Consider the following 23,599-nt stretch of genomic DNA (forward strand, 5'->3'; position numbering starts at 1 on the left):
TATCCCTTATTCCCCTTTAAAGTTCGGTTTGCGCTTTTCTATAAAGGCCTGGATGCCTTCTTTGGCGTCATTTGATTGGAAAACCTCACCAAACTTTTTGGCTTCCAGCTTCATTCCGCCATCATATGAATACAATTTTGTGGCGTTCAATAAATCAAGCACATATTCAAGTGATTTTGGGCTTTTCGCGGCAAATTTCCCCGCAAGTGTTTTAGCCGCTTCGAGCGCTTCTTCCTCTGTTTCTGCCAGCTTTGTAACAAGGCCGCACGTAAATGCTTCTTCACCTGTAATCGGTTCAGCTGTTCCCATCATTTCAAGCGCTTTAGCAGAACCAACGTAGCGAGGGAGGCGCTGCGTGCCGCCGAATCCTGGAATAATGCCGAGGTTTAGTTCTGGCAGTCCAAGCTTTGCATCTTTTGTTGCGATTCGGATATCACAAGACATAGCAAGCTCAAGGCCTCCGCCTAATGCTGCTCCGTGAATCGAGGCAATGACTGGCTTTGGACACTGTTCAATCCGTTCAAAGACTTGCTGTCCTCTATCAGCGAGGCTTGCATAATCAGACTCTTCCTGTAAAGTCGTAAATTCTTTAATATCAGCACCTGCTGAGAAGAATCTGCCTTCTCCGTGAATCACAATCGCTCTTACTTCTTCATTCTGTTCGAGCTTATCGAACATGTCATTAAGCTCAGTGAGCAGCTGAGAGGATAAGGCATTTGCAGGCGGGTTCTGAATCGTGATGAGCGCTGTCTGTCCTTCATGATGTAAGCTGAGTATTTTTTCCATGTCAATCATCCTTTTTCACATTGTCTTTAGGATTGATGTATTCCGTTTAACAGCAGATCATGTACACTTTCTGCGAGTGCAGGCAGATCATATTTTTGATCATTCATGACCCATGTTGTTGCGGTTTCATCAATCGTCCCAAATACCATTTGTCTTGCTAAGCGGACATCTAAATTTTGTCTGAATTCTCCTGTTTTCTTTCCTTCTGTTAAAATCGACTCGAGCATATTTAAATACCCTTTTAGCACCTCATTGATTTTTTGCCGCAGCTCAAGGTTTGACTGCCTGAGTTCAAGCTGTGTCACAAGAGCCAAATGATGATTTTGCGCCAGCATGCGAAAATGCTCCTCAATCAACAGTAGAAGCTTTTCTTTTGCAGACGGCTTCTTTTGAATATCTGTCTCCATCCGTTCGATGAATTGTCCCATTTTTTCTTTGAACAATGAGATGAGAATATCCTCTTTGTTTTTGAAATAAAGATAAATGGTTCCGTCTGCTACCCCTGCTTGTTTCGCAATCTTTGAAACTTGTGATTGATGATAGCCGTTCTCCGCAATCACCACAACTGCTGCATCAATAATTTGCATGTACTTCGGTCTTTTCTGCTTCAATGTGCTTCGTCCCTTTCTAAATTGAATGAGCATTCATTCATAACTTTATGTTAAAAAGAAACGGGTGATTTGTCAAGAGATCTTCTTCCTTCTTTTCAACCTTTATCATACCAGAGCAGACAGTCATCATTCAAATCATCCGGCCGCTCGACCGGATGATGAAGGTCGTTATTTCTTCAATTGATCGACAGGTGTCTCAGATGATGAAGCTTGCTTTCTTTTTTCTTCTTCAATTAATACTCTGCGCAAAATTTTTCCGACAGCCGTTTTAGGCAGTGATTCTTTAAATTCATACACGCGCGGTACTTTAAATGAAGCAATTCTCGTTCTGACAAAGCGATCGAGTTCATCCTCTGTTAAATAAGCATCCTTTTTCGGTACAACAAACGCTTTTACTGTTTCGCCTCTATAAGGATCTGGTATACCTGCGACAACGACTTCTTGTACAAGCTCATGCTCATATAGGGCTTCTTCGACCTCTCTTGGGTAAATATTATAACCGCTCGCAATAATGACATCTTTTTTCCGGTCAACGATATAGAAAAAACCGTCCTCATCCATATACCCAATATCTCCGGTGAAAAACCATCCATCCCTTAATACAGCTGCTGTCTCCTCTGGCTGATTCCAGTAGCCTTTCATAATCTGCGGCCCTTTGACGATAATTTCTCCGTGCTCATACGGCTCTTTAAGACCACCCGTTTCCTCGCAATAAATGCCTGCGTCTGTCCCAGGCCACGGACAGCCAATGCTGCCTATTTTGTTCGCTCCCCATAAAAAGTTAGAATGGGTCACTGGCGAAGTTTCTGAAAGACCATACCCCTCTACTAATCGCCCTCCTGTTAATTTCTCAAAGCTCTGTTTGACTTCAACAGGAAGAGCCGCCGAGCCGCTTAAACATGCAGTGATGGACGACAGGTCATATTTTTCAATGTTCGGATGATGCAGCAAGGCGATATACATGGTGGGTGCACCTGGAAAGAGTGTCGGTTTCTGTTTTTCAATCGTTTTGAGGGTATCAGCTGCGTCAAATCGCGGAAGGAGAATCATTGAATGCCCTTCTTTGACAGCAAGATTTAATACGGTCGTCATTCCGTATACATGAAAAAACGGAATGATGCCAAGGATTCGTTCTTTGCCTCTTGTCGTTTTATACATCCAAGAAGCGCACATTTCAGTATTCGCTAAAATATTTTCATGCGTCAGCATGACCCCTTTTGGTAAACCAGTCGTTCCTCCTGTATATTGCAAAACAGCGACATCCTCTTTCGGTTCAAAGGCAAGCGCCGGAATCTGTTCTTCTGACGATTCTTTCATGATTTGTGAGAAGTGATGAATGGTCTCACTTTTCTCGACTTCGATGACCATTTTATTTTTTCTTTTTTGGACAATAGGAAACAGAATGTTTTTCGGAAATGGTAAATAATCCTGTAGTTTGGTGATGATCAAGTGCTCCATACTTGTCAGCGCTTTCATTTTATAGGCCTTTGGATACAATAAATCCAGTGTAATCAGCACTTTTGAGCCACTGTCCTCCATTTGATATGCCAGTTCTTTCTCCGTATAAAGCGGGTTCGTTTGAACAACGATGCCGCCTGCAATTAAAACAGCATAATAAGAAATGACAGATTGAGGACAGTTTGGCAGCATGATCGCTACTCTGTCGCCTTTTTTCACGCCAATTTTCATCAGGTGACCAGCTAGTTTCAATGCTTCTTCCTGGAGCTGTTCATAGGTGATGTTTTTTCCTAGAAAATGAATGGCTGTATGCTCAGGTGCAGCCTCTGCGGAGCTGAATAAGTAAGATTGTAACGTCTCATTTGGGATGGTGAGTTCGTGGGGAATTTGATTCGGGTAATGCAGAAGCCAACGTTTATCTGACTGCATAAAAACCCTCCTTCCTGAACTTTCGTACTATTTTATTATAGCAAACTTTTCCTTAAGGCAGTTTGCTTTTTTCAAATAGAGCTTGGTTCCATGCCATCTTTATTTCTTCGCTGGTGTTTCGATCGATGCTCTTTTTCCTTCATGATGCCACTGTTCATATAATCCACCAATTGCTCGAAATGACTCATTTACTCTCTCCACGATCTGTTGATGGATACTCGGGTCATTAGGTAAATGCGTCTGGATGTTGTCGACTTGATACTGCCTCATCATGTCTATGTAGACTGTAAGAAAGATCGTGTCTTCTAAAATCCAGTAAATGACTTCACCCGCCGCTTTTGTTCTTTTGTGAAGCATTTGGATTCCTCGTTCATATTGAATGAGAATATAGCCGCTCGAATCGATTTGAATATATGGGCTCAAATCATCAAAAAATCCAGTCGTTTGAAATGGGCGTGCAATATACGGTTCATATATGTCTCTTGGCAGGGATGTCATTTGGAGACATGTATCAATGCGCTTTATGAGTTCGTCTTTTTGCAGAATTTTCTTCATGTGATTCGCCCGCCTTTGGGTGAGATAAAAGCTGCCAAGGAATCCCTGACAGCTTTCTCACTTTGTCTTCTTCATTTCACAGGAACATGTAAACGGCACCAATGACCGCAAAAGTGCAGGCAACTACGATTAATACTTTTGCTAGCTTTTCCATGTCGTCTCCTTAAATGCCGGCTGCTACTACGTAAGACAGCCCAACTGAAATAATGAGTGAAATAAACCCGACCGCTCTATTATCATTCTCAATCTCTTTGTCTACTTTAAATCGCGGTGTTAAAAATTCAAAAATGAAATAGCTGACAAGCAGCATCACAAAGCCGTATACGCCCCATCCAACCATTTGCAGAAGGGAATTGTGCTGTGCGATTGAATGCTGAAACACATTCGCAATCCCAAAAATCTTTCCACCTGTTGCCATGGCAACAGCTAAGTTCCCACGCTGGATCTCTTCCCAGTTTTTATAGGAGGTAACGAGTTCAAAAATGGTTAGAAATAAGACAAGACATAGGACGGCCACGCTGTAATAGGCGGCAATTTCCACAAGTTCATTTTCCCAAAAGGCTTTCATGCGTTTTCTCCTTTTTACTTTAATTCGACGATGGTAACGCCTGATCCTCCCTCGCCTTGTTCCCCAAAACGAGCATTTTTCACACTTCGGTGCTGTTTCAGTAATTCCTGAACCCCTTTTCTAAGGGCGCCAGTTCCTTTTCCGTGAATGATTGACACTCGCGGATAACCAGCTAAGACAGCATCATCTAAATATTTCTCGACTCTGCTTAAGGCATTTTCATAACGCTCGCCCCTTAAGTCAAGCTCAAGCGATACATGATAGTCTTTTCCCTTGACTGCCGTAATGGCTTTTTCCTGCTTAAATTCAGGTGCTGATTTGATAAATTCCATGTCTTTTTCTTTTACTTTCATTTTCAGAATGCCCATTTGGACACTCCATTCTTTGTCACCTGTTTGTTCAAGCAGCGTTCCTTTTTGCCCGAAGGTGAGCACTTTCACTTCGTCGCCTGATTTTAGCTGTCTTGCTGCTTTTTTCACCGGCTCTGGCTTTTTCTTCCGGTCAAACTCAGGGACTGCTTCTTCAAGACGCTTTCTCGCATCGATGAGTTCATGTTCTTTGAATGAGCGATGCTCATTTTTTATCGACCGAAGCTCTTGAATAATATCTTCTGCTTCTTTTGAGGCTTGTTCAATTTTTTCTGCCGCTTTTTGTTCAGCTTCTTCTAGCAGTTTGTCCTTTTGCTCATTCCATTCAAGAATTTGTCTCTGCAATTCTTTATGAAGCTTTTCTGCTTCTTTTCTATAGATTTCTGTCTCATGCAGCTCTTCTTCTGCTTGTTTCTTGCTGTCTTCTAATGAAGCAATCATTTGGTCTACTTCATTATGTTCGGCATGCATATCCGCTTTTGCCCGGTCAATGAGGTGATCTGGCAAACCAAGACGTTTAGAAATTTCAAATGCATTACTTCGTCCGGGCACACCGATGAGCAAGCGGTACGTTGGTGATAAGGTTTCAATGTCAAACTCCACACTCGCATTTGTGACACCTTCTCGGTTATATCCGTAAGCCTTCAGCTCAGGATAGTGAGTCGTTGCGATGACGCGTGCATTTGTTTGATGCACTTCATCTAAGATACTCATGGCCAGCGCGGCACCTTCAGCAGGGTCTGTTCCTGCCCCTAATTCATCAAATAACACGAGTGAGTTAGATGTCAAATTCTTTAAGATATCCACAATATTGACCATATGAGATGAGAATGTACTCAAGCTTTGCTCAATCGACTGTTCATCTCCAATATCAGCAAAGACTTGGTCAAATACCGCCACTTCTGATCCTTCTTCAACTGGAATATGAAGGCCTGACTGCGTCATCAGCGTCAGAAGACCAAGCGTTTTTAAAGTAACTGTCTTACCCCCTGTATTTGGGCCAGTAATGACGATGGTTGAAAAATCTTTACCGAGCTCAATGTCGTTTGCCACAACCTGATCACGAGGCAATAGAGGATGTCTTGCCCGTTTTAAATAAATCTCCCCTTGATCGTTCACAGCAGGCTTTGTGGCTTTTTCTGCCTTTGCATATTTTGCTTTAGCAAAAATAAAATCTAACGTCTGAAGCTCCTTTACATTGTGAAGCAGTTCCTCAATGTGTTCTGACACACTCTCTGTCAGCATTTGCAGGATCTTTTCGACCTCTTGTTTTTCTTTTAAACGGGTTTGCTGCAAGGTGTTATTTAAATCCACGACCACTTGCGGCTCGATAAAAAGGGTTGCCCCAGATGATGACTGATCGTGAACAATTCCGCCGTAATTCGAGCGGTACTCCTGCTTTACCGGAATCACAAACCGATCATTACGAATAGTGACAATCGTGTCTGACAGCATTTTCGAAGCAGATTGTGAGCGAATCATGGATTCTAATTTATCTCGAACTTTTGATTCAAGTGAACGTAATTGTATGCGCAATGAACGAAGTGCCGGGGTGGCATGGTCGAGAACTTCTCCATTATCACCAATACAGCTTTCGATTTCTTTTCTGACTTCAGGCAGTAAAATCAGTGTCTCTGCATATGTATGAAGTCGTGGTATGTCTACACCATCTTCATACATGGACTTGAGAAAATGCTTCATATTCTTCACAGCATATAATAGTCCTGCAATTTCCATGAGCTCAGACGGGCTTAATGTACTGCCGATTTCTGCCCGTTTGACCCCGCGTCTAATATCCGTTAGCCCGCCAAATGGCGCCGATCCCTTTAAGCGGATAACATCCTGTGCTTCTGCTACCTCTTCCAGCAAATGCTGAATGGTTTCTATATCCGTCAGCGGCGTTAAATCCTGCGCTCTTTCTTTTCCTAATGAGGATGCGGTATAGGACATGACTTTTTCTTTTACTTTATGAAATTCTAATGATGCTAACACTTTTTGTTGCAGCATGGTCCAGCCTCCTAACGACTACCTGTCACGCGTTAAAAACTTTTTGATCTCGTTTAGAGAAAAAGTATTCACGACATTTGCTTTTGGTGTCCAGCCTTTTCTTGCAGCTGTTACACCAACTTCCATATGATCCAGCATGGTGATATTGTGTGCATCTGTATTGATCATGATGTTTACACCTGCTTCGTTTGCTTTCATTAAATGCTCTGTTCTCAAATCAAGTCTTGACGGGTTGCTGTTGAGCTCTAGTGCAGTTCCCGTTTTCTTCGCAAGCTCTATAAGCTGATCTATATTTAAGGCATAGCCGTCCCGTCTGCCGATCAAACGGCCTGTTGGATGTGCAATTAAATCCACATGCTGATTCCGCAGCGCATTTTCAAGGCGCTCCATTATGACTTCCTCTGGCTGAGAAAAGCTCGAATGGATAGACGCAATCACAAAATCCATGTCTGATAAAAAGTCATCATCATAATCTAATGATCCATCCGGGAGAATATCCATTTCGACCCCTTTGAAAATGTGAAAATGCTCAAATTCTTGATTCAGCTTGTCAATTTCTTTTTCTTGCAGACGTAAACGTTCTTTTGTTAAACCGTTTGCTACTTTTAAATATTGCGAGTGGTCTGTAATCGCCATGTATTCATAGCCTTTTGCGATACATGCCTCTGCCATTTCGCGAATAGAAAATGCGCCGTCACTCCAAGTCGAGTGCATATGAAGGTCGCCTTTGATATCTTTTAACTCTACAAATTGCATACTTTCTTTATACGTATCAATCTCCGCTCCGGTTTCACGAATTTCTGGCGGAATGAGCGGAAGTTCAAAATGCGCATAAAAAGCGGCCTCGTCTTCAAACGTTTTGACTTCTCCAGTTTCAATTGTTTCCACACCATATTCACTAATACGCTCTCCGCGTTCCTTCGCCAGCTGGCGCATGCGAATATTGTGATCTTTTGAGCCGGTGAAATGATGCAGCGTTGTGGCAAATTGATCTGTTGTCACAAGCCGGAAGTCTACACTGATCTCAAAATCAAGGGCAAGAATGACAGATACCTTCGTATCACCGCTTGCGATAACGTCTTTGACATCATCGAGTGCAACGAGCTGCTCTCTGACTTGTTCAGGATCGCTGGTTGCAATGATATAATCTAGATCTTTGACAGTTTCCCGTGCACGTCTTAAACTGCCAGCTCTTGAAAAACGAAGAATACCCTTCATCTGTTCAAGCGCATGATCAATTCGCTCTGCCACATCTAATGCAAAGCCAATTGGCAGTCGTTCTGGCTGCTTTCCGGCCTCCTCAAGAGCAGCGAGAATCTTTTCTTCTGTTTTTTTACCGAAGCCTGCAAGCGCTTGTACTTTTTCCTTTTCACATGCTTCCTTTAATGACTGTGCATCATGGACTCCAAGCTCTTGATAAAGCTTAGCAATCTTCTTCCCGCCAAGTCCTTGCAATTTTAAGAGCGGGACAAGTCCTTCAGGCACTTCCTTTTTTAATTGTTCAAGTGTTTCTGATTGTCCTTTTTCGATATACTCTGTGATCACAGCAAAGGTTCCTTTTCCAATGCCGGGTAATGCTAATAGATCATCTATTTGAGAAAGGCTGCGGTCGTCTTGTTCCAGTGCCGCTGCTGCTTTACGAAAGGCAGAAATTTTAAAAGGATTATCTCCTTTTAGTTCCATATATACTGCAATTGTTTCAAGAAGTTTGATAATATCTTTTTTATTCATCTCTCATCCTCCAGCCGCTTTGGCATCTTCCTATATTAATATACAAACTTTCCCTTCATCCTACAACTTTCTGTCATGGAATGAGAAAAAACTTCTCCAGGAAAGGAGAAGTTTTTAAACTCCATACGTCGACCAGAGGTCTTTGACAAGACCGGACAGGTAAGGGGTGTTGTTTACGATCACATCTGCTAACATTGATTTGCTCATCATTGTTTGCAGCGCATCTACTGGAAGTAATGCAGCGACAAACAATAGAATAAACACAAATAAATAGGTTTCAAGAAATCCTAAAACACCGCCAAGCAGTTTGTTCACCTGTTTAATCACAGGTATACTTGCAATGGTTGTGAGCAATCCGCCAATGATGGCGAGCAGGATTTTGGTCAAGATAAACAGAATGATAAACGCAATGGTATTATAATAAGCTGTTTCTAGATTCCCGCTAAAGAAAGCGAGCTGCGGTTGACCGCCGCTAAAATTAGGTGCCGGAATCCACGTAAGCTGTGGTGCCAGTGACTGATAAAACATGGACGCCACTAAGATAGAAACAACAAAGCTGATCAATTTAATAAATTGAAGAATAAACCCGCGTTTTAGACCGACAAGCGTTCCCATAAGAAGCAAAAACAAAATGATGATATCGATCACGGTAATTTCATTCCTTTTCTTTTAGCTGAATCTCTAATTTTTCGTATTGCTCTTTTAATTTCAAGTAGTCGTGGACGACATTGACTGCTGTCAGTACAGCTAATTTGTTTATATCAAGGTATGGATTTTTTTCATTTATTTCTCTCATTTTATCATCAACAATTGACGCAACATGCCGCATATGCATCTTCGTTTCTTGACCGATGATCGTATAGGACTGTCCGTATATCTCAACTGTTGTTTTCGTTTTACCGCCGTCAGACAACGTTTCTCCTCCATTCCACGAGAATCCTAGTCTCTATCATAACATGTTTAGACATTGAATGGAAAGACGAGCCCTTACCTGTTATGGTACACTTTAGAAATCAATGATATCAAGGTAAAAAGGAGTTATCCACTGTGCCCCAATCCGTTTTAAAAGCAACATCAGAAGACCTCAAAAAAATGAAGAGCGCGTATGCGCACCATTTAACAGACACTTTGCCGCCAGGCGCCCTATTTCAAGCAAAAGTCCCTGGCTGTACGATTACAGCTTATCGATCTGGAAAAGTGCTCTTTCAAGGACAAAAGGCAGAAGCTGAAGCCAGTCAATTCAGCCATTTACAAGCAGCTGATACGAAAAGTCAAAAATCACCTGCTGTCACAAAATACAGTCCGCCGCCTGGCATTGCTTCCATGTCGGTCGTCGGTTCAGATGAAGTAGGTACAGGTGATTATTTCGGACCGATCACAGTCTGTGCGGCCTATGTTGATGCCAGCCAGCTTGCTTTAATGAAAGAGCTTGGCGTAAAAGACTCAAAAGGATTAAAGGACCCGCAAATTATCAACATTGCCAAGGATCTCATCAAAACCATTCCGTTCAGTCTTCTCGTTCTCCGAAATGAAAAGTACAATACGATGCAGGAAAAGGGCATGAGTCAAGGAAAAATGAAGGCACTGCTTCATAACCAAGTCATCACCTCTGTGCTAGAAAAACTCGATGGAAAGCAGCCTGAAGCCATTTTGATTGACCAATTTGCAGAACCAGGCATTTATTTCAAGCATCTGGCCGGGAAAAAAATTATCCGGGAGCGGACGTATTTTAGTACAAAAGCAGAAGGCATCCATTTGTCAGTCGCTGCAGCTTCCATTATCGCAAGGTACGCCTTTTTAATTGAAATGGACAAATTATCACAGGCTGCAGGCTTTGACATCCCAAAAGGGGCCGGTCCTCATGTAGATAAGGCCGCCGCCAAGCTCATCAAAATGCATGGTGAAGATGCTTTACGTCAATTTACAAAGCTGCATTTTGCCAACACACAAAAAGCGAAAAAAATGCTATAAAAAAAGCTAGGGCCCAGGGACTGACCCCATAAGATGAGACAAATAAAAAACACCTTCAAGTTTGAAAACAGATCGTTGTGATCCGAAATAAAACATGGAGGTGTTTTTTCTATGGGGACAAGAGTGAGTTATCCGGTTGAAGTCAAACAGAAGGCTGTAGAAATGAGATTGGCAGGCGTATCAATGAAAGAGATCTTGCGGGAATTGAATATCAAAAATAAAACGCAGGTTCAGACATGGGTGAGGTGGCATAAGGCTGGGGATACACACCGGTTCGAACAGCCTGTTGGAAAACAATATATCCATAGAAAGGGTCCCGAGTACTCTTCCGAATTAGAGAGACTGCAGGCAGAAAATCGCTATCTGAGTCAACAGAATGAAGTTTTAAAAAAGTACAACGAATTGGAAAGGAAGTTGATAAGGAAACGTCAATCAAACTGGTAGAAGAATTGTGCAAAACAATGACAGTACAGGACATCTGTGTCCATTTAGGCGTCTCACGCGCTTCGTACTATAGATGGAAAAAGAATCTGAATCAGAATCATTCTAAAAGACAACTAGAGAAACAAATCGGCACGTTGTGCCGAGAGCACAAGTATCGATATGGATACCGAAAAATCACAGCCTTACTAAAAGTGAGAATGCGTATTAACCATAAAACTGTTCAACGTATCATGCAGAAAAACCAGTGGCAGTGCCGGGTTAAAATGAAAAAGCGTAAGAAAAATGGGCAGCCCTATGCTGTGGCTGGTAATATACTGGATCGGAACTTTCAGTCTGATCGCCCTCTTGAAAAACTAGTAACGGACATCACGTATTTGCCTTATGGACAGAAACAATTGTACCTTTCCAGTATATTGGATTTATATAATGGAGAAGTGATTGCGTTTACGATTGGTGATAAGCAGGACACAGACTTTATTTTAAACACACTTGATCAGCTCCCAGCACTGCCTGAAAACTGTGTGTTACATAGCGACCAAGGTTCTGGGTATACATCTTACGAGTATCAGAAAGCTGTTCATATAAAAGGCATTACCATGAGCATGTCCCGTAAAGGGACGCCCGCTGATAATGCCTCCATCGAATCGTTTCATTCCTCGCTAAAGTCTGAAACGTTCTATCTTAACAGCATTGATCGAACTACGACCACCATCGTAGAACGCACTGTCAAAGAATACATTTATTATTATAACAACATTCGTATTCAAACAAAACTAAACAACCAATCACCGATCAACTATCGGCAATTGGCTGTATAAAGGTGTTTTGATCCCTGTCTCAAAAACGGGGGTCAGTCCCCCATGAGGCCATAGCTTTTTTTCTTTAACCGCGTAAGACGGCTTGATACGTATCTTCTAGTGCTTTCAATACTTTTGTATGAACAGCTGTGACTTCTTCCTCGGTCAACGTTTGTTCAGGGTTTAAATATTGAAGAGAGAATGCCACAGATTTTTTGCCTTCTTCCATATGTTCCCCTTCATATACATCAAATACAGATAGGTCTGTGAGTAATTGACCGCCTGCTTCATAGATCACACGCTCCAGCTGTCCGCTTGAGATATGCTGATCGACAACAAGTGCAATATCTCTTGTCACAGCAGGGAATCTCGGAATCGCTGTATATTTCATATCCTTCGTTTCAGACGTCATCACATCTGTTAAATCAAACTCGAACACATACGTTTCTTTTAGATCCAATTCTTTTTCAACGACTGGATGCACTGCGGCAACAAAGCCAATGACTTGACCATTTAAGTGAACATCTGCTGTTCGCCCTGGGTGAAGACCCTCACGCTCTGCTTGAACATATGTGATTTGGTCTGACACACCAAGCTTTTCAAACAATCCTTCAGCAATTCCTTTCGCTACATAAAAGTCGACAGCTTTTTTCTCGCCCTGCCAAAGATTCTTATGCCATAAGCCTGTCAGCGCACCAGCGACATGTTCTTTTTCCACTGGTTTTGCCCCTTCAGCTTCTGCTAAGAAAACTGAGCCCGTTTCATAAAATCCGAATGAATCAGCTTGTCTTGCCAAGTTATATGCTACAGAATCAAGTAAGTTTGGCAGAAGACTTTGTCTTAGCACACTGCGTTCCTCACTCATTGGCAGAGAAAGTCTCGTTTTATAAGCTGGATGCAGGGCAAAAGCTGTGGACTTATGCTGATTCGTCAATGAATACGTAATCGCTTGAGAAAGTCCTGCGCCCTCTAAGAAACGTCTGACCTTTCTCCGCTTTACTTGGTATGGTGTGAGACCGCCAACAGTGCCGGCTGTCGCAGGCAGTGTAGATGGAATATTATCGTAGCCATATAATCTTGCAACTTCTTCAATGAGGTCTTCTTCAATCGTAATATCCATTCTGCGGGAAGGAACCGTTACGACAAGAACATCATTTGATTCGCCTACTGTAAAGCCTAGTTTGTTGAAAATCTGAATCATATCTTCTTTTGAAATGCTCATTCCAAGCACCTTGTTCACACGCTCAGTTGATACGTGAATGACATTCATACTTGCTTCAAGGTGATTTTCCTCAACTGTACCACTTAGCACTTCACCGCCTGCATACATACTGATCAATTGAGCTGCTCTTTCTGCTGCCGGTTTCGTACGCTGCGGATCGAGTCCTTTTTCAAATCGTGTGCTTGATTCACTGCGAAGCCCTAAGTCTCTAGATGCTTGACGGACTGTTTGACCGTTGAAATATGCCGCTTCTAAAAGAATCGTCGTTGTCTCATCACGCACCTCTGATTCAAAGCCGCCCATGACGCCAGCTACCGCGTGCGCTTTCGTTCCATTCGTGATGACAAGATGCCTTGATGATAATGTACGCTCTTGCTCATCGAGTGTTTGAATGATTTCGCTATCAGACGCTTTACGTACAACCACCTGCTTTGAACCAAAGCGGTCATAATCAAAGGCATGAAGCGGCTGGCCGTATTCAAGCAGTACAAAGTTTGTAATATCCACGACGTTGTTAATTGGACGGATGCCTGCATTCATCAATCTTGTTTGCATCCAAAGCGGTGCTGGTCCAACCTTTACATTTTTAATGATCTTCGCTGCATAAAGTGGATTCGCTTCTTGATCCTCAATTTTAACAGAAATATAGTCTGCTGCTTTTTCGGAAGAAGTGTCATGTGCTGTATCAGGAAGCTTGATGTCTCTCCCTAAAATGGCGGCAACCTCATAAGCGACACCCAGCATATTCAGGGCATCGGCACGGTTTGGTGTTAAGCCAAGCTCAAGCACCGCATCATCTAATTGAAGTGCTTGGAGGGCATCATCCCCTGGTTTCACGTCATTCGGGAAAACAAAAATCCCTTCTGCATATTCCTTTGGTACGAGCTTGCTCTCTACGCCTAATTCTTGCAGAGAACAAATCATGCCATGAGACTCTTCACCGCGCAGTTTTGCTTTTTTAATTTTAAAGTTGCCAGGAAGGACTGCACCAACCGTTGCGACGGCCACATACTGTCCTTTCTCCACATTCGGAGCCCCGCAAATAATTTGCACCGGTGCGTCTTCGCCGATATCAACAAGACATTTGTTTAATTTATCCGCATTCGGATGCTGTTCACGCTCAATGACGTGTCCAACGACAACTCCTTTGATGCCTTCGCCTTTATATTCAACGGCTTCCACTTCAATTCCGCTTCTTGTGATTTTTTCTGCTAGTTCAGCCGGCTTGATGCCTTCTAAATCGACATAGTCTTCTAACCATTTATATGAAACAAACATGTTGATTTCCTCCTCTTAGTCCTGCTTGAATTGCTTTGTGAATCTAATGTCATTTGTGTAGAAATGGCGAATATCATCAATGCCGTATTTCAGCATCGCAATCCGTTCCACACCCATTCCAAAAGCAAAGCCTTGGTAAGTTTCTGGATCAAATCCGCTCATTTTCAGGACATTCGGATGAACCATTCCTGCACCTAAAATCTCAATCCAGCCTGTTCCTTTACATACAGAGCAGCCCTTCCCGCCGCATTTAAAGCAAGACACATCGACTTCGACAGATGGTTCTGTGAATGGGAAAAAGCTTGGACGCAGTCTAATTTCACGATCTTCCCCAAACATTTTTCTTGCGACTGTCTCCAGCGTTCCTTTTAGATCACTCATGCTAATATTGTGATCGACGACAAGCCCTTCAATTTGCATAAATTGATGTGAATGAGTCGCGTCATCACTGTCACGTCTATATACTTTCCCAGGACAGATGATCTTCACAGGACCTTGTCCTTTATATTTCTCAAGTGTACGTGCTTGTACTGGTGATGTTTGTGTTCTCATCAGTGTATCTTCGGTAATATAGAAACTGTCCTGCATATCACGTGCCGGATGCTCCTTTGGAAGATTCAATGCTTCAAAGTTATAATAATCTGTTTCCACTTCAGGACCTTCCTCAACGGTATAGCCCATTCCGATAAATAAATCTTCAATATCTTCGACAACTATCGTTAATGGATGTCTTGCTCCCATTTTGATTGGACTTGCCGGCAAAGTAACATCGATCGTTTGAGAAGCAAGTTTTTTCTTCACTTCTTCTGCTTCCAGCTGTTCATTTTTTTCAGCAATGGCACTAGCAATCTGCTCTCTTACTTCGTTTGCAAGTGCACCCATTTTCGGCCTTTCTTCTGCGGAGAGCTTGCCCATTCCGCGAAGTACTTCTGTAATCGGTCCTTTTTTCCCTAAATATTGAACACGAATGTCATTGACCTCTTTGAGCGAGCTGGCTGCTTCAACCTTTGCTATCGCCTCTGTTTCAAGCTGTTTTAACGTTTCTTGCATGAGTGTGATCCTCCTTTTGATATACAAAACCGCTCGGATAAACGGCTGTTTGATCGTTTGAAGACAATAAAAAAACTCGTTCCTCCATAAAAGAAGGGACGAGTTGTGGTCGCGGTACCACCCTTGTTAAGCACAAATGCATGTGCGAATAAGCTTCATTGACATAACGGAATCAAACGAATCCGGTTCACCTTTACGCAAAACCTGCGGTCCCGGTGACAACTCCAGAGGTGAATTCCTGTTTCAGCATTCCTTAAATGCACTTTCAGTCTACGATGCATTCTCCCTAAAAGGCCGCTTCTTGAAACAATCTTCCTCTATCATGGTTTTTAAAATATTAGTTTTATTATAGTGAAAATAAACGCATGTTGCAACATTATCCACGCAAATGATAGACAAGAACAGCGGCTGCAACAGCTACATTTAATGATTCTGCCTGCCCATACATTGGCACATATAAATTTTGGTCTGTCATTTGCAGAATCTCTGGATCAATACCTGCTCCTTCATTTCCAACAATTAATGCAAAAGGACCTTCTGCCGTTACGCTTTTATACTCTTTCGCATCTTTTAAGGCACTTCCGTATACAGGTATGCCTCGTTCTTTCAGCTCCGTGATCGCCTGTTGAAGGGTTTGCTTCAAGATAGGCAGGTGAAAATGAGACCCTTGTGCCGAACGGAGCGTTTTTCCGTTAAACGCATCAACTGTTCCTTCTCCTAAGATCACAGCATCAAGACCAGCAGCATCTGCTGTTCGAATGAGTGTGCCTAAATTCCCCGGGTCCTGCACTGCGTCTAATAAAAGAAGCCGTTCAACCTTCTTTTTTTCAAAAACAGGAACTGTACAGACTGCGGCAATGTGCTGAGGCGTTTCTGTTTCTGTCATGGCAGAAAAAGCCTCTTCGCTCAGTTCATAAAGCTCAATGTCAGGCTGGATATGAGAAGGAAGCATATCGGGCGAGGTGACCATTAATTCCTTCACGATCCCGCTCTTTAATGCTTCTTCTACTAAATGTATTCCCTCCACGAGAAACAGCCCCGTTTTCGTTCGTTCTTTTTTCGTATGGAGCTTCTTCCAATGTTTAATGTTTGTGTTTTTAGCTGATTCTATATATTTCAAGCGACGTTAACTCCTTTAATTATCATGAATTTATTATATCTCATGCACACTACATAATAAACCTGTCTTTGAGACAGAATAGGGCTATTACCATCAAAAAAGGAGTGTGGGCAATGGATTTTAATTTAAGAGGCGCAGTCATTCAAAACATTACTGGCCATAATCAAGAACAGCTTGAACATACGATTTTAGATGCTATTCAAAGCGGCGAGGAAAAAATGCTGCCAGGCCTTGGCGTGTTGTTCGAAGTGCTATGGCAAGAAGCATCAGAAAACGAGAAAAATGAGATCCTTGAAACATTAGAACAAGGCTTAAAGCCTCAGCAGCAGCAATAAAAAGAAGCCGGTTTGCTTATAAAAGCAAGCCGGCCTTTTTCATTTAGCCAGTGATAGGCGTTTCCATTCGAAGCGCTGGATCACGCCAGATTTCGACCCATTTTTTTATCGCAAACACAATAATCACAAAACCTAAGATCAGCATGATGATCGACAGCACCGCATTCAGCACGCTGTAACCGGATGCTTCAGGATTGAGATATACATTTGCTACCATCCAATAGCCTGCATAATTCACCGTCACATATAAGTAAGCAAGCGGAATTAAACAAGTCAGCATATATCGCCTTTTATCTGCAATTTTTAATACAACGGTTGCCCCGATGATTAACCCAACCGAGGCCATTAACTGATTTGAAACCCCAAACAGCGCCCAAATAGACCCGATGTCCCCTGAGTAAAGTAAGTATCCCCACATAAAACAAGCAAGCGCACTTGCAAACACCGAACCAGGTACCCAGTCAGTTCGTTTAAGCGGTTTATATGCTTCACCTAAGAAGTCTTGAATCAAATAGCGTGCCACACGTGTCCCCGCATCAATAGCAGTTAAAATAAAGACAGCCTCAAACATAATGACGAACTGGAAGAAGTAAGAAGCCAAATGACTAAAGAACGGAATCCCCGTAAAGATATACGCCATCCCTACCGCTAATGTTACGGCACCACCCGTTCTTCCTTCTAAGTCGAGGCCGATTTCCTTACTCAGCTGCGGAAGGTTTTCGACACTCATACCAAGTGTACGGAACACTTCTGGCGTACTGTTTATCGCAAAATAATCTCCTGGATGCAGAGCAGTAGCCGCAATTAAAGCCATAATCCCAACTAAGCATTCCACAAGCATTGCCCCAAACGCAACAGGCTTCATATCACTCCATCGGTCCAGCATCTTAGGTGTTGTCCCTGAACCAACAAATGCGTGGAAACCAGAAATGGCACCGCAAGCAATGGTAATTGAAATAAATGGCCAGACAGGACCAGCTAATACAGGTCCTCCTCCATTCACAAACTCTGTAAATGCCGGGAATTGAATGGACGGATTCACGACAAAGATTCCGGCAATCAGCGCAATGAATACACCAATTTTCATAAAACTACTTAAATAGTCCCTCGGAGCAAGCAGCAGCCAAACTGGCAGAGCCGCAGCAAAAAAGGCATAGATCGGCAGGGCAAGAGCAAGCGTTTTTGTATCAAGTGTTAAAAAATCACCTAGTGCCGTTCCTTGAATATTTGGCCCAAGGAATACACCAAACATCAGCAAAATAAATCCCGCAGATGTCGCCAGCTTTAAATTGCCTGTTTTTTTATAATACAGACCAACCCCCATTGCAATCGGAATCGTGATTCCAACTGCAAATGTCCCCCAAGGGTTACGTTCTAAAGCGTGAAGCACAACCATAGACAAACCTGCCATTGTGATGGTAATAATAAACAGCATCGCAAGCCCTGTACAAAACCCGGCAACAGGTCCCAGCTCTTCCTTCGCCACCTCTGATAATGATTTCCCCTTTTTTCGCATCGACGCAAATAAGACGACTAGATCATGTACAGCTCCGCCTATGACTGCACCAATTAAAAGCCAAAGGAGACCAGGTAAATATCCAAATTGAGCGGCTAAAATCGGACCCACTAACGGACCAGCAGCTGCAATCGCAGCAAAGTGATGCCCAAATGTGACCCATTTATTTGTCGGCACATAATCTTTCCCGTCCTCTAGCGTGTGAGCCGGTGTAGGATGATCATCTGTGACCTTTAATACCTTGACCATCATAAATGTGCCATAAAGACGATAGGCAATCGCTAAAATACACATAGATCCTATTACAATTGTAACCGCATTCATTTAACCATCCCCTTTGTATAAACAATTTGTTACAAATATAACATAAATTGATTGATTTTTCTTTCTTTTAAAACCAAGTTGACAAATAAGAATAATGTGTTTATTCTTAAGGTAGCTTCACCTACTTCCATAAACTCTCTTTTGACAGGGCATTCTATGGCTCTGTCCTTTTTATTGCTTTCATCTTACAAAAATAAACGCTCGATCACATGTGCCTTATTCACTAGCAAACACTCTCTTCTTTTACCAAAAACAGTTCTTTTGGCTCAACTTGAACACACCGTTCATTTCCTGGGAAATTCAATAAAAAAAGCCTTTCCCTTGTACTGAGGAAAGGCATTCTTACTTAAGAACCGTACGTAATCTGTTCAACGGTTTTTTGATCAAGTCTTTTGATCACTTCTGTTAAAAGCTTCACTGCATTTTCATAATCATCTCGGTGAATCATTGCAGCATGGGTATGAATATATCTGCTCGGAATCCCGATAGATAGTGATGGAACTCCATGACCTGTTAAATGAATACCGCCAGCATCTGTCCCACCGCCAGGCATTGAGTCATATTGATAAGGAATGTTCAGCTCATCAGCTGTTTGGACAACAAAATCACGAAGTCCTTTATGAGAGACCATTGAAGCATCAAATACAACAATCGTTGGGCCTTTGCCAAGTTTGCTAGTTGCTTCTTTCTCAGTGATGCCTGGTGTATCTCCTGCTACACCTACATCAATGGCAAATCCAATATCGGGCTGAATTGTAGCCGCTGCTGTTTTGGCTCCGCGCAGGCCTACTTCCTCTTGGACAGTTGCGACGCTGTAAGCAATATTCTCATGCTGAGCATTGTGTAAGTTTTTCATGACATCAATGGCCACTGCACAGCCAATGCGGTTGTCCCATGCTTTTGCAAGGAGCATTTTTTCATCATTCATGATTGTAAACTCAAAGTAAGGAACGATTTGATCTCCAGGCAGCACGCCCCACTCCATTGCCTGTTCTTTGCTTGACGCCCCAATATCAATAAACATATCCGTAATCTCAATTGACTTTTTACGAGCTTCAGGTGACAAGACGTGTGGTGGCTTTGAACCAATTACCCCAGTGATCTCTCCCTTTTTCGTCACAATGGTGACACGCTGGGCGAGCATGACTTGTGACCACCAGCCGCCGACTGTTTGAAAACGAATGTAGCCTTTGTCATCAATTTTTGTCACCATGAATCCTACTTCATCTAAGTGACCAGCGAGCATAATTTTAGGTCCGTTTGCTTTTCCTTCCTTTTTAGCGATCAAGCTGCCAAGGCGGTCTGTAGAGACTTCATCTGCATATGATTCTATGTATGTCTGCATGACTTTTTTGACATCACGTTCATTTCCTGGAATCCCTTTTGCATCCGTTAGGTCTTTCAGCATAGTTAATGTTTGATCGAGCTTTGTCATTTCATTTATCCTCCTTTATCTTCATGGTGCATTCTTATTATACAAAACCTCTTTCGTTCAATACGATCTTTTTATGAATATTTTTTCGTTTTACGAAATATTTTTTTAAAAAAAGTTGAAACCTTTTGGCGTTTTCATTCGTAGTACATCAGATAACGGTATTGGAGGTGCATCCTGTCATGTTTGTAATCCTCATGAGACTAGCTCTTGTTGCACTGCTTGTCTACATCTTCTACATGGCGGTAAAATTCTTCTCAAACCCGAGAAGAAAGCTGAAACAAGCACAATTAAAAGAAGGCTTTTATTTTATGGACGAACAGCAAAATGCGCGCAAAAATTTTAATTTCGTCTATAAAGGTGTCTTGTTTGAAGGGGAGAAGCATGTTCCTTCTAAGGATCATCCTCTGTTTGTCCACTCCATTTACGTTTGGACGGAGTCACCTGAGAAGCTGAGTGAATTTACATTAGAAGACTTTGAAAAACTGGAGGAAAACATTATCGAGCGTTATCCTCAAACAAAAATTGATTGGGATCAGCCTATTAAAAAAATCAAACAAAAAAAAGGAGCAGACACGCCGTCCTAATGGCGTCTGCTCCTTTTTCAAATAACTTGGATATATCCCAATAGAATCAACTGCAAAATAATTAATAAAGGCATGCCGATTTGAAAGGCAGGATGCTTTGTTTTATGCCGGAAATACTGCATTCCTAGATACGATCCGGCAGCGCCAAAAAGAACCGCAGCACTCCATAAATGCGCCTCTGAAATTCTCCATTTATGTGCTTTCGCCCGGCGTTTGTCCTCGCCCATGAGAAAAAAGCCGTAGCCATTCACTAAAATAAGCAGCAGGATTAAAGCCATATTCATTCATTTCACCTCACATGATGAGAAAAAAAGATCACCCCTCGAAGGAATGATCTTTTATAAAACTTACTTGTCTAGTTGTGCTTTTGCAGCATCAGCAAGCTGATTGAATGCATTTAGGTCATTCACAGCAAGGTCAGCAAGCATTTTGCGGTTTACTTCGATACCAGAAAGCTTTAAGCCATGCATTAAACGGCTGTAAGAAAGACCGTTCATACGAGCTGCAGCGTTGATACGAGTGATCCATAGTTTACGGAAGTCACGTTTTTTCTGACGACGGTCACGGAAAGCGTAGTTTCCAGATTTCATCACCTGTTGGTTTGCTACTTTGTATAATCTATGTTTTGAACCGAAATAACCTTTTGCTAATTTAAGAACCTTTTTACGACGCTGACGCGACACAGTTCCGCCTTTTACTCTTGGCATTGTAATTCCCTCCTATGATTCCTATTCCAAATTACTTGATGTTTGCAAGTTGTTGTTTGATACGTTTGAAATCTCCAGCACTTACGATTGCGCTCTTACGCAATTTACGTTTTTGCTTTGTAGATTTGTTAGCGAACAAGTGACTTGTGTACGCATGAGAACGTTTAAGTTTACCAGAACCTGTTTTTTTGAAACGTTTAGCAGATCCACGGTGAGTTTTCATTTTTGGCATTGGATGTTTCCTCCCTCTGTTACTTTACTTTTCGACTTTTGGTGCAAGCATGAGGAACATGCTGCGTCCGTCCATCTTAGGTTTTGTTTCTACTGTTGCTACTTCAGCGCAAGCTTCAGAGAAACGGTCTAACACGCGCTGTCCGATTTCTTTATGCGTAATCGCACGGCCTTTAAAGCGGATAGAAGCTTTCACTTTATCTCCCTTTTCAAGGAATTTGATTGCATTACGGAGCTTCGTGTTAAAATCATGTTCATCGATTGTCGGGCTCAACCGAACTTCTTTTAAGCTAATGATTTTTTGATTCTTACGTGCCTCTTTTTCCTTCTTCTGCTGTTCGAATCGGAACTTACCATAGTCCATGATTCGGCAAACAGGTGGTTTTGCATTTGCAGCAACTAACACAAGGTCAAGATTAGCTTTAGCAGCAATTTCCAGAGCTTCCTGGCGGGTTTTAATCCCAAGCTGATCGCCATTTTGTCCGATCAAACGAACTTCACGCGCACGAATACCTTCATTAACTAATTGATCTTTGCTAATAGTGAGCCACCTCCATGAGATTTTGAATTGAGTTCACAATTCATTTTGACCATTTCGTTGTATGTTTTACAGGCAAACAAAAAGTGTGGGCATATAAAACACCCACACTGCGAACATTTGCGTGAAAAAATAAATGTACGGTCAACCTGTCAACTACAAACATGTGTCAATCAGGTGAGAAGCGGGTGCTTCTGCTTGTGATATCTATTCAATTCGTTAACTATTCTACACAATTTTCATTTGTCCGTCAAGTAACCGAACTCTTGAAACAACTTTTTCAGTTTAACATGATGAGACGAATTGGGCAAGACTTTTTCACACCATGACGGCATCAAAGAATTAACTGCATAAAGATTGGGATGACGATAACGGTCACAACTCCTACGACTACAACGGCGATACTTGCCATCGCTGCTTCTACTTCTCCCATCTCAATTCCAACAGAAACCCCAAGCGCATGTCCTGATGTACCAAGTGCAAGACCTTTTGCAACTGGGTTTTTAATGCGAAACAATTTTAAGAAGAAGGCACCTAGTGCATAGACAATGACTGCGTTAAATATGACCGCAAAGGCTGTGATATCTGCGATTCCGCCAATATCCTTTGCAATTGGAAGAGCAATCGCTGTTGTCGCTGCTTGTGGAAGCATGCTTTTCATCACAGCCGCATCTAAATGAATTCCTTTTGCTACGAGATATACGATCGTAATGGAACAAAGTGAACCTACAAAAATAGCAGATAAAATTTGCCACCAATATTTTTTAAGCAAGGCTCGCTGCTTATAAAGCGGGATAGCGAAAGCAATCGTTGCAGGCTCTAAGAAAAATTTGATAATCTTGCCGCCCTCATTATAATCTGCGTAGGAAAAACCGCCAACTTTCAAAAATAAAATGCCTAGTACCATCGCCACAAACAGCGGGGTGAACAAGAAGAAGCCTTTTGATTTTTTAAATAAGAATGTCCCTATTCCAAAAGCGACCAATGAGACGACAATGCCAAAATAAGGGCTCATCGTACTTGTACCCATTTTGCATCTCTCCTTTAATGCGTACTTGAAGCTGGTTTATTTGAATGAGAAGGAGCAGATTTACTCTCCTTTGTCTCTTTACGTTTCTGCGGTCTTTCTGATAATTGCATGAGAAGCTGCGAAAACAGCCCTGTCGCTGCAAGTAGCATAATGGTTGCAATGATAATGACACCGACGACTTGCACACCTACTTCTTGCATGACACCTAATGATTGAATAACGGAGATCCCAGAGGGAACAAATAGAAAGCTAATGAGTCCTGTCAATGATGTACCTAATTGCTCCACCTGCTCTAGTTTGACGATTTTCGTTGTTAACAAAACAAATAATAGAACCAAACCAATGACGGATGCGGGCATCGGAATCGGTAAATACATTGAAATGAGATTAGAAACGAACATTACGGTTGCAAAAATAAATGCTTGAGATAGAAATCCATATACTTTCGTGGCACTCATGCCCCTTCACCTCTTTCTTCGACTGCCCTCAGTATAAGGCATGAAA

Annotated in this window: 24 protein-coding genes and 1 other annotated feature; of the genes, 4 read left to right on the forward strand and 20 right to left on the reverse strand. The window is 42.2% G+C overall.

The features are described from left to right. Nucleotides 1-6 precede the first annotated feature (6 nt). The 9 genes from H7F25_RS11635 to zapA form a co-directional block, all read right to left on the reverse strand. Complete coding sequence (locus tag H7F25_RS11635) at nt 7-786, reverse strand: enoyl-CoA hydratase (protein WP_025092456.1); 780 nt, start codon at nt 784-786, stop codon at nt 7-9. A 26-nt stretch (nt 787-812) separates the two neighbouring features. Continuing rightward, on the reverse strand, nt 813-1,397 hold the full coding sequence (locus H7F25_RS11640; protein ID WP_024427175.1) for a fatty acid metabolism transcriptional regulator FadR: 585 nt from the start codon (nt 1,395-1,397) through the stop codon (nt 813-815). Between the two features lie 168 nt (nt 1,398-1,565). Continuing rightward, a complete protein-coding gene (locus tag H7F25_RS11645; protein ID WP_185853747.1) occupies nt 1,566-3,284 on the reverse strand; it encodes an AMP-binding protein in 1,719 nt (572 codons plus the stop codon). 99 nt (nt 3,285-3,383) lie between these two features. After that, nucleotides 3,384-3,839, reverse strand: coding sequence for an Imm63 family immunity protein (locus H7F25_RS11650; RefSeq protein WP_185853748.1), 456 nt, complete (start codon nt 3,837-3,839; stop codon nt 3,384-3,386). Nucleotides 3,840-4,002: 163 nt separating this feature from the next. Further along, a complete protein-coding gene (locus H7F25_RS11655; protein WP_007501637.1) occupies nt 4,003-4,407 on the reverse strand; it encodes a DUF350 domain-containing protein in 405 nt (134 codons plus the stop codon). 14 nt (nt 4,408-4,421) lie between these two features. After that, the gene (locus H7F25_RS11660) at nt 4,422-6,779 is read right to left on the reverse strand and encodes an endonuclease MutS2 (RefSeq protein ID WP_024423224.1); all 2,358 of its coding nucleotides are present in this window, start codon (nt 6,777-6,779) and stop codon (nt 4,422-4,424) included. 21 nt (nt 6,780-6,800) lie between these two features. Continuing rightward, nucleotides 6,801-8,513, reverse strand: a complete 1,713-nt coding sequence (polX, locus tag H7F25_RS11665) for a DNA polymerase/3'-5' exonuclease PolX (protein ID WP_185853749.1) — start codon at nt 8,511-8,513, stop codon at nt 6,801-6,803. Between the two features lie 114 nt (nt 8,514-8,627). Next, nucleotides 8,628-9,161, reverse strand: a complete 534-nt coding sequence (locus H7F25_RS11670; RefSeq protein ID WP_024423226.1) for a CvpA family protein — start codon at nt 9,159-9,161, stop codon at nt 8,628-8,630. Nucleotides 9,162-9,168: 7 nt separating this feature from the next. After that, nucleotides 9,169-9,426, reverse strand: a complete 258-nt coding sequence (zapA, locus tag H7F25_RS11675) for a cell division protein ZapA (protein WP_012010831.1) — start codon at nt 9,424-9,426, stop codon at nt 9,169-9,171. Nucleotides 9,427-9,605: 179 nt separating this feature from the next. On the opposite strand from zapA, the gene rnhC reads away from it, so the two are divergent. Together rnhC and H7F25_RS11685 are read left to right on the forward strand one after the other, a co-directional pair. Continuing rightward, on the forward strand, nt 9,606-10,484 hold the full coding sequence (gene rnhC, locus H7F25_RS11680; RefSeq protein WP_044335331.1) for a ribonuclease HIII: 879 nt from the start codon (nt 9,606-9,608) through the stop codon (nt 10,482-10,484). A 111-nt stretch (nt 10,485-10,595) separates the two neighbouring features. Beyond that, a protein-coding gene (locus H7F25_RS11685) for an IS3 family transposase (RefSeq protein ID WP_185853750.1) occupies nt 10,596-11,746 on the forward strand; the annotation gives its coding sequence in 2 pieces (ribosomal slippage) (nt 10,596-10,869 and nt 10,869-11,746; 1,152 coding nt in all). Between the two features lie 64 nt (nt 11,747-11,810). Here the strand turns inward: H7F25_RS11685 and pheT are convergent. The 3 genes from pheT to H7F25_RS11700 all read right to left on the reverse strand — a co-directional run bounded on the left by pheT (nt 11,811) and on the right by H7F25_RS11700 (nt 16,395). After that, entirely contained in the window at nt 11,811-14,225 is a 2,415-nt protein-coding gene (gene pheT, locus H7F25_RS11690) for a phenylalanine--tRNA ligase subunit beta (RefSeq protein ID WP_185853751.1), read from the reverse strand. Between the two features lie 15 nt (nt 14,226-14,240). Further along, nucleotides 14,241-15,275 carry a phenylalanine--tRNA ligase subunit alpha gene (gene pheS, locus H7F25_RS11695; protein ID WP_034624184.1) on the reverse strand — a complete coding sequence of 345 codons (1,035 nt, stop codon included), beginning with the start codon at nt 15,273-15,275 and terminating at the stop codon, nt 14,241-14,243. 376 nt (nt 15,276-15,651) lie between these two features. Then, nucleotides 15,652-16,395, reverse strand: coding sequence for a TrmH family RNA methyltransferase (locus H7F25_RS11700; RefSeq protein WP_185853752.1), 744 nt, complete (start codon nt 16,393-16,395; stop codon nt 15,652-15,654). A 113-nt stretch (nt 16,396-16,508) separates the two neighbouring features. Between H7F25_RS11700 and sspI the strand changes: the two genes are divergently transcribed. After that, nucleotides 16,509-16,730, forward strand: coding sequence for a small acid-soluble spore protein SspI (sspI, locus tag H7F25_RS11705; RefSeq protein WP_024425725.1), 222 nt, complete (start codon nt 16,509-16,511; stop codon nt 16,728-16,730). Between the two features lie 43 nt (nt 16,731-16,773). Here sspI and cstA read toward each other — a convergent pair whose 3' ends face one another. Both cstA and H7F25_RS11715 read right to left on the reverse strand, forming a co-directional pair. Continuing rightward, nucleotides 16,774-18,570: a carbon starvation protein CstA gene (gene cstA, locus H7F25_RS11710; protein WP_024425724.1), complete on the reverse strand. Its 1,797-nt coding sequence runs from the start codon at nt 18,568-18,570 to the stop codon at nt 16,774-16,776. 346 nt (nt 18,571-18,916) lie between these two features. Continuing rightward, nucleotides 18,917-20,005 carry a M42 family metallopeptidase gene (locus H7F25_RS11715; RefSeq protein WP_073206890.1) on the reverse strand — a complete coding sequence of 363 codons (1,089 nt, stop codon included), beginning with the start codon at nt 20,003-20,005 and terminating at the stop codon, nt 18,917-18,919. Nucleotides 20,006-20,184: 179 nt separating this feature from the next. Between H7F25_RS11715 and H7F25_RS11720 the strand changes: the two genes are divergently transcribed. After that, a complete protein-coding gene (locus H7F25_RS11720) occupies nt 20,185-20,589 on the forward strand; it encodes a hypothetical protein (protein ID WP_024426127.1) in 405 nt (134 codons plus the stop codon). Nucleotides 20,590-20,606: 17 nt separating this feature from the next. Here H7F25_RS11720 and H7F25_RS11725 read toward each other — a convergent pair whose 3' ends face one another. From H7F25_RS11725 to lrgA, 6 genes are all read right to left on the reverse strand, one after another. After that, the gene (locus tag H7F25_RS11725) at nt 20,607-20,873 is read right to left on the reverse strand and encodes a DUF1294 domain-containing protein (protein WP_034279690.1); all 267 of its coding nucleotides are present in this window, start codon (nt 20,871-20,873) and stop codon (nt 20,607-20,609) included. A gap of 63 nt (nt 20,874-20,936) precedes the next feature. Beyond that, on the reverse strand, nt 20,937-21,296 hold the full coding sequence (gene rplT, locus H7F25_RS11730) for a 50S ribosomal protein L20 (protein ID WP_007501659.1): 360 nt from the start codon (nt 21,294-21,296) through the stop codon (nt 20,937-20,939). 31 nt (nt 21,297-21,327) lie between these two features. After that, entirely contained in the window at nt 21,328-21,528 is a 201-nt protein-coding gene (gene rpmI / locus H7F25_RS11735; protein ID WP_003216324.1) for a 50S ribosomal protein L35, read from the reverse strand. Nucleotides 21,529-21,552: 24 nt separating this feature from the next. Next, entirely contained in the window at nt 21,553-22,068 is a 516-nt protein-coding gene (gene infC, locus H7F25_RS11740) for a translation initiation factor IF-3 (RefSeq protein ID WP_024425720.1), read from the reverse strand. Nucleotides 22,069-22,139: 71 nt separating this feature from the next. After that, nucleotides 22,140-22,271: a sequence feature (ribosomal protein L20 leader region), on the reverse strand. 128 nt (nt 22,272-22,399) lie between these two features. Beyond that, nucleotides 22,400-23,095 (reverse strand): antiholin-like protein LrgB, encoded by a 696-nt coding sequence (gene lrgB, locus H7F25_RS11745; protein ID WP_024425719.1) that lies wholly within the window; start codon nt 23,093-23,095, stop codon nt 22,400-22,402. Nucleotides 23,096-23,109: 14 nt separating this feature from the next. Continuing rightward, nucleotides 23,110-23,553, reverse strand: a complete 444-nt coding sequence (gene lrgA, locus H7F25_RS11750; protein WP_024425718.1) for an antiholin-like murein hydrolase modulator LrgA — start codon at nt 23,551-23,553, stop codon at nt 23,110-23,112. Nucleotides 23,554-23,599: the final 46 nt, after the last annotated feature.

Origin of the sequence: Bacillus sp. PAMC28571 (assembly GCF_014250435.1) — a bacterium.
In the GTDB taxonomy this organism is placed as follows: Bacteria; Bacillota; Bacilli; order Bacillales; family Bacillaceae; genus Bacillus; species Bacillus safensis.

Bases quoted from the DNA above. Each gene is read 5' to 3' on its own strand.
- H7F25_RS11635 (WP_025092456.1), bottom strand. From the start codon at position 786: ATGGAAAAAATACTCAGCTTACATCATGAAGGACAGACAGCGCTCATC.
- H7F25_RS11645 (WP_185853747.1), bottom strand. From the start codon at position 3,284: ATGCAGTCAGATAAACGTTGGCTTCTGCATTACCCGAATCAAATTCCC.
- H7F25_RS11650 (WP_185853748.1), bottom strand. From the start codon at position 3,839: ATGAAGAAAATTCTGCAAAAAGACGAACTCATAAAGCGCATTGATACA.
- H7F25_RS11655 (WP_007501637.1), bottom strand. From the start codon at position 4,407: ATGAAAGCCTTTTGGGAAAATGAACTTGTGGAAATTGCCGCCTATTAC.
- polX (WP_185853749.1), bottom strand. From the start codon at position 8,513: ATGAATAAAAAAGATATTATCAAACTTCTTGAAACAATTGCAGTATAT.
- rnhC (WP_044335331.1), top strand. From the start codon at position 9,606: ATGAAGAGCGCGTATGCGCACCATTTAACAGACACTTTGCCGCCAGGC.
- pheT (WP_185853751.1), bottom strand. From the start codon at position 14,225: ATGTTTGTTTCATATAAATGGTTAGAAGACTATGTCGATTTAGAAGGC.
- pheS (WP_034624184.1), bottom strand. From the start codon at position 15,275: ATGCAAGAAACGTTAAAACAGCTTGAAACAGAGGCGATAGCAAAGGTT.
- sspI (WP_024425725.1), top strand. From the start codon at position 16,509: ATGGATTTTAATTTAAGAGGCGCAGTCATTCAAAACATTACTGGCCAT.
- cstA (WP_024425724.1), bottom strand. From the start codon at position 18,570: ATGAATGCGGTTACAATTGTAATAGGATCTATGTGTATTTTAGCGATT.
- H7F25_RS11715 (WP_073206890.1), bottom strand. From the start codon at position 20,005: ATGACAAAGCTCGATCAAACATTAACTATGCTGAAAGACCTAACGGAT.
- H7F25_RS11720 (WP_024426127.1), top strand. From the start codon at position 20,185: ATGTTTGTAATCCTCATGAGACTAGCTCTTGTTGCACTGCTTGTCTAC.
- H7F25_RS11725 (WP_034279690.1), bottom strand. From the start codon at position 20,873: ATGAATATGGCTTTAATCCTGCTGCTTATTTTAGTGAATGGCTACGGC.
- rplT (WP_007501659.1), bottom strand. From the start codon at position 21,296: ATGCCAAGAGTAAAAGGCGGAACTGTGTCGCGTCAGCGTCGTAAAAAG.
- rpmI (WP_003216324.1), bottom strand. From the start codon at position 21,528: ATGCCAAAAATGAAAACTCACCGTGGATCTGCTAAACGTTTCAAAAAA.
- lrgB (WP_024425719.1), bottom strand. From the start codon at position 23,095: ATGGGTACAAGTACGATGAGCCCTTATTTTGGCATTGTCGTCTCATTG.
- lrgA (WP_024425718.1), bottom strand. From the start codon at position 23,553: ATGAGTGCCACGAAAGTATATGGATTTCTATCTCAAGCATTTATTTTT.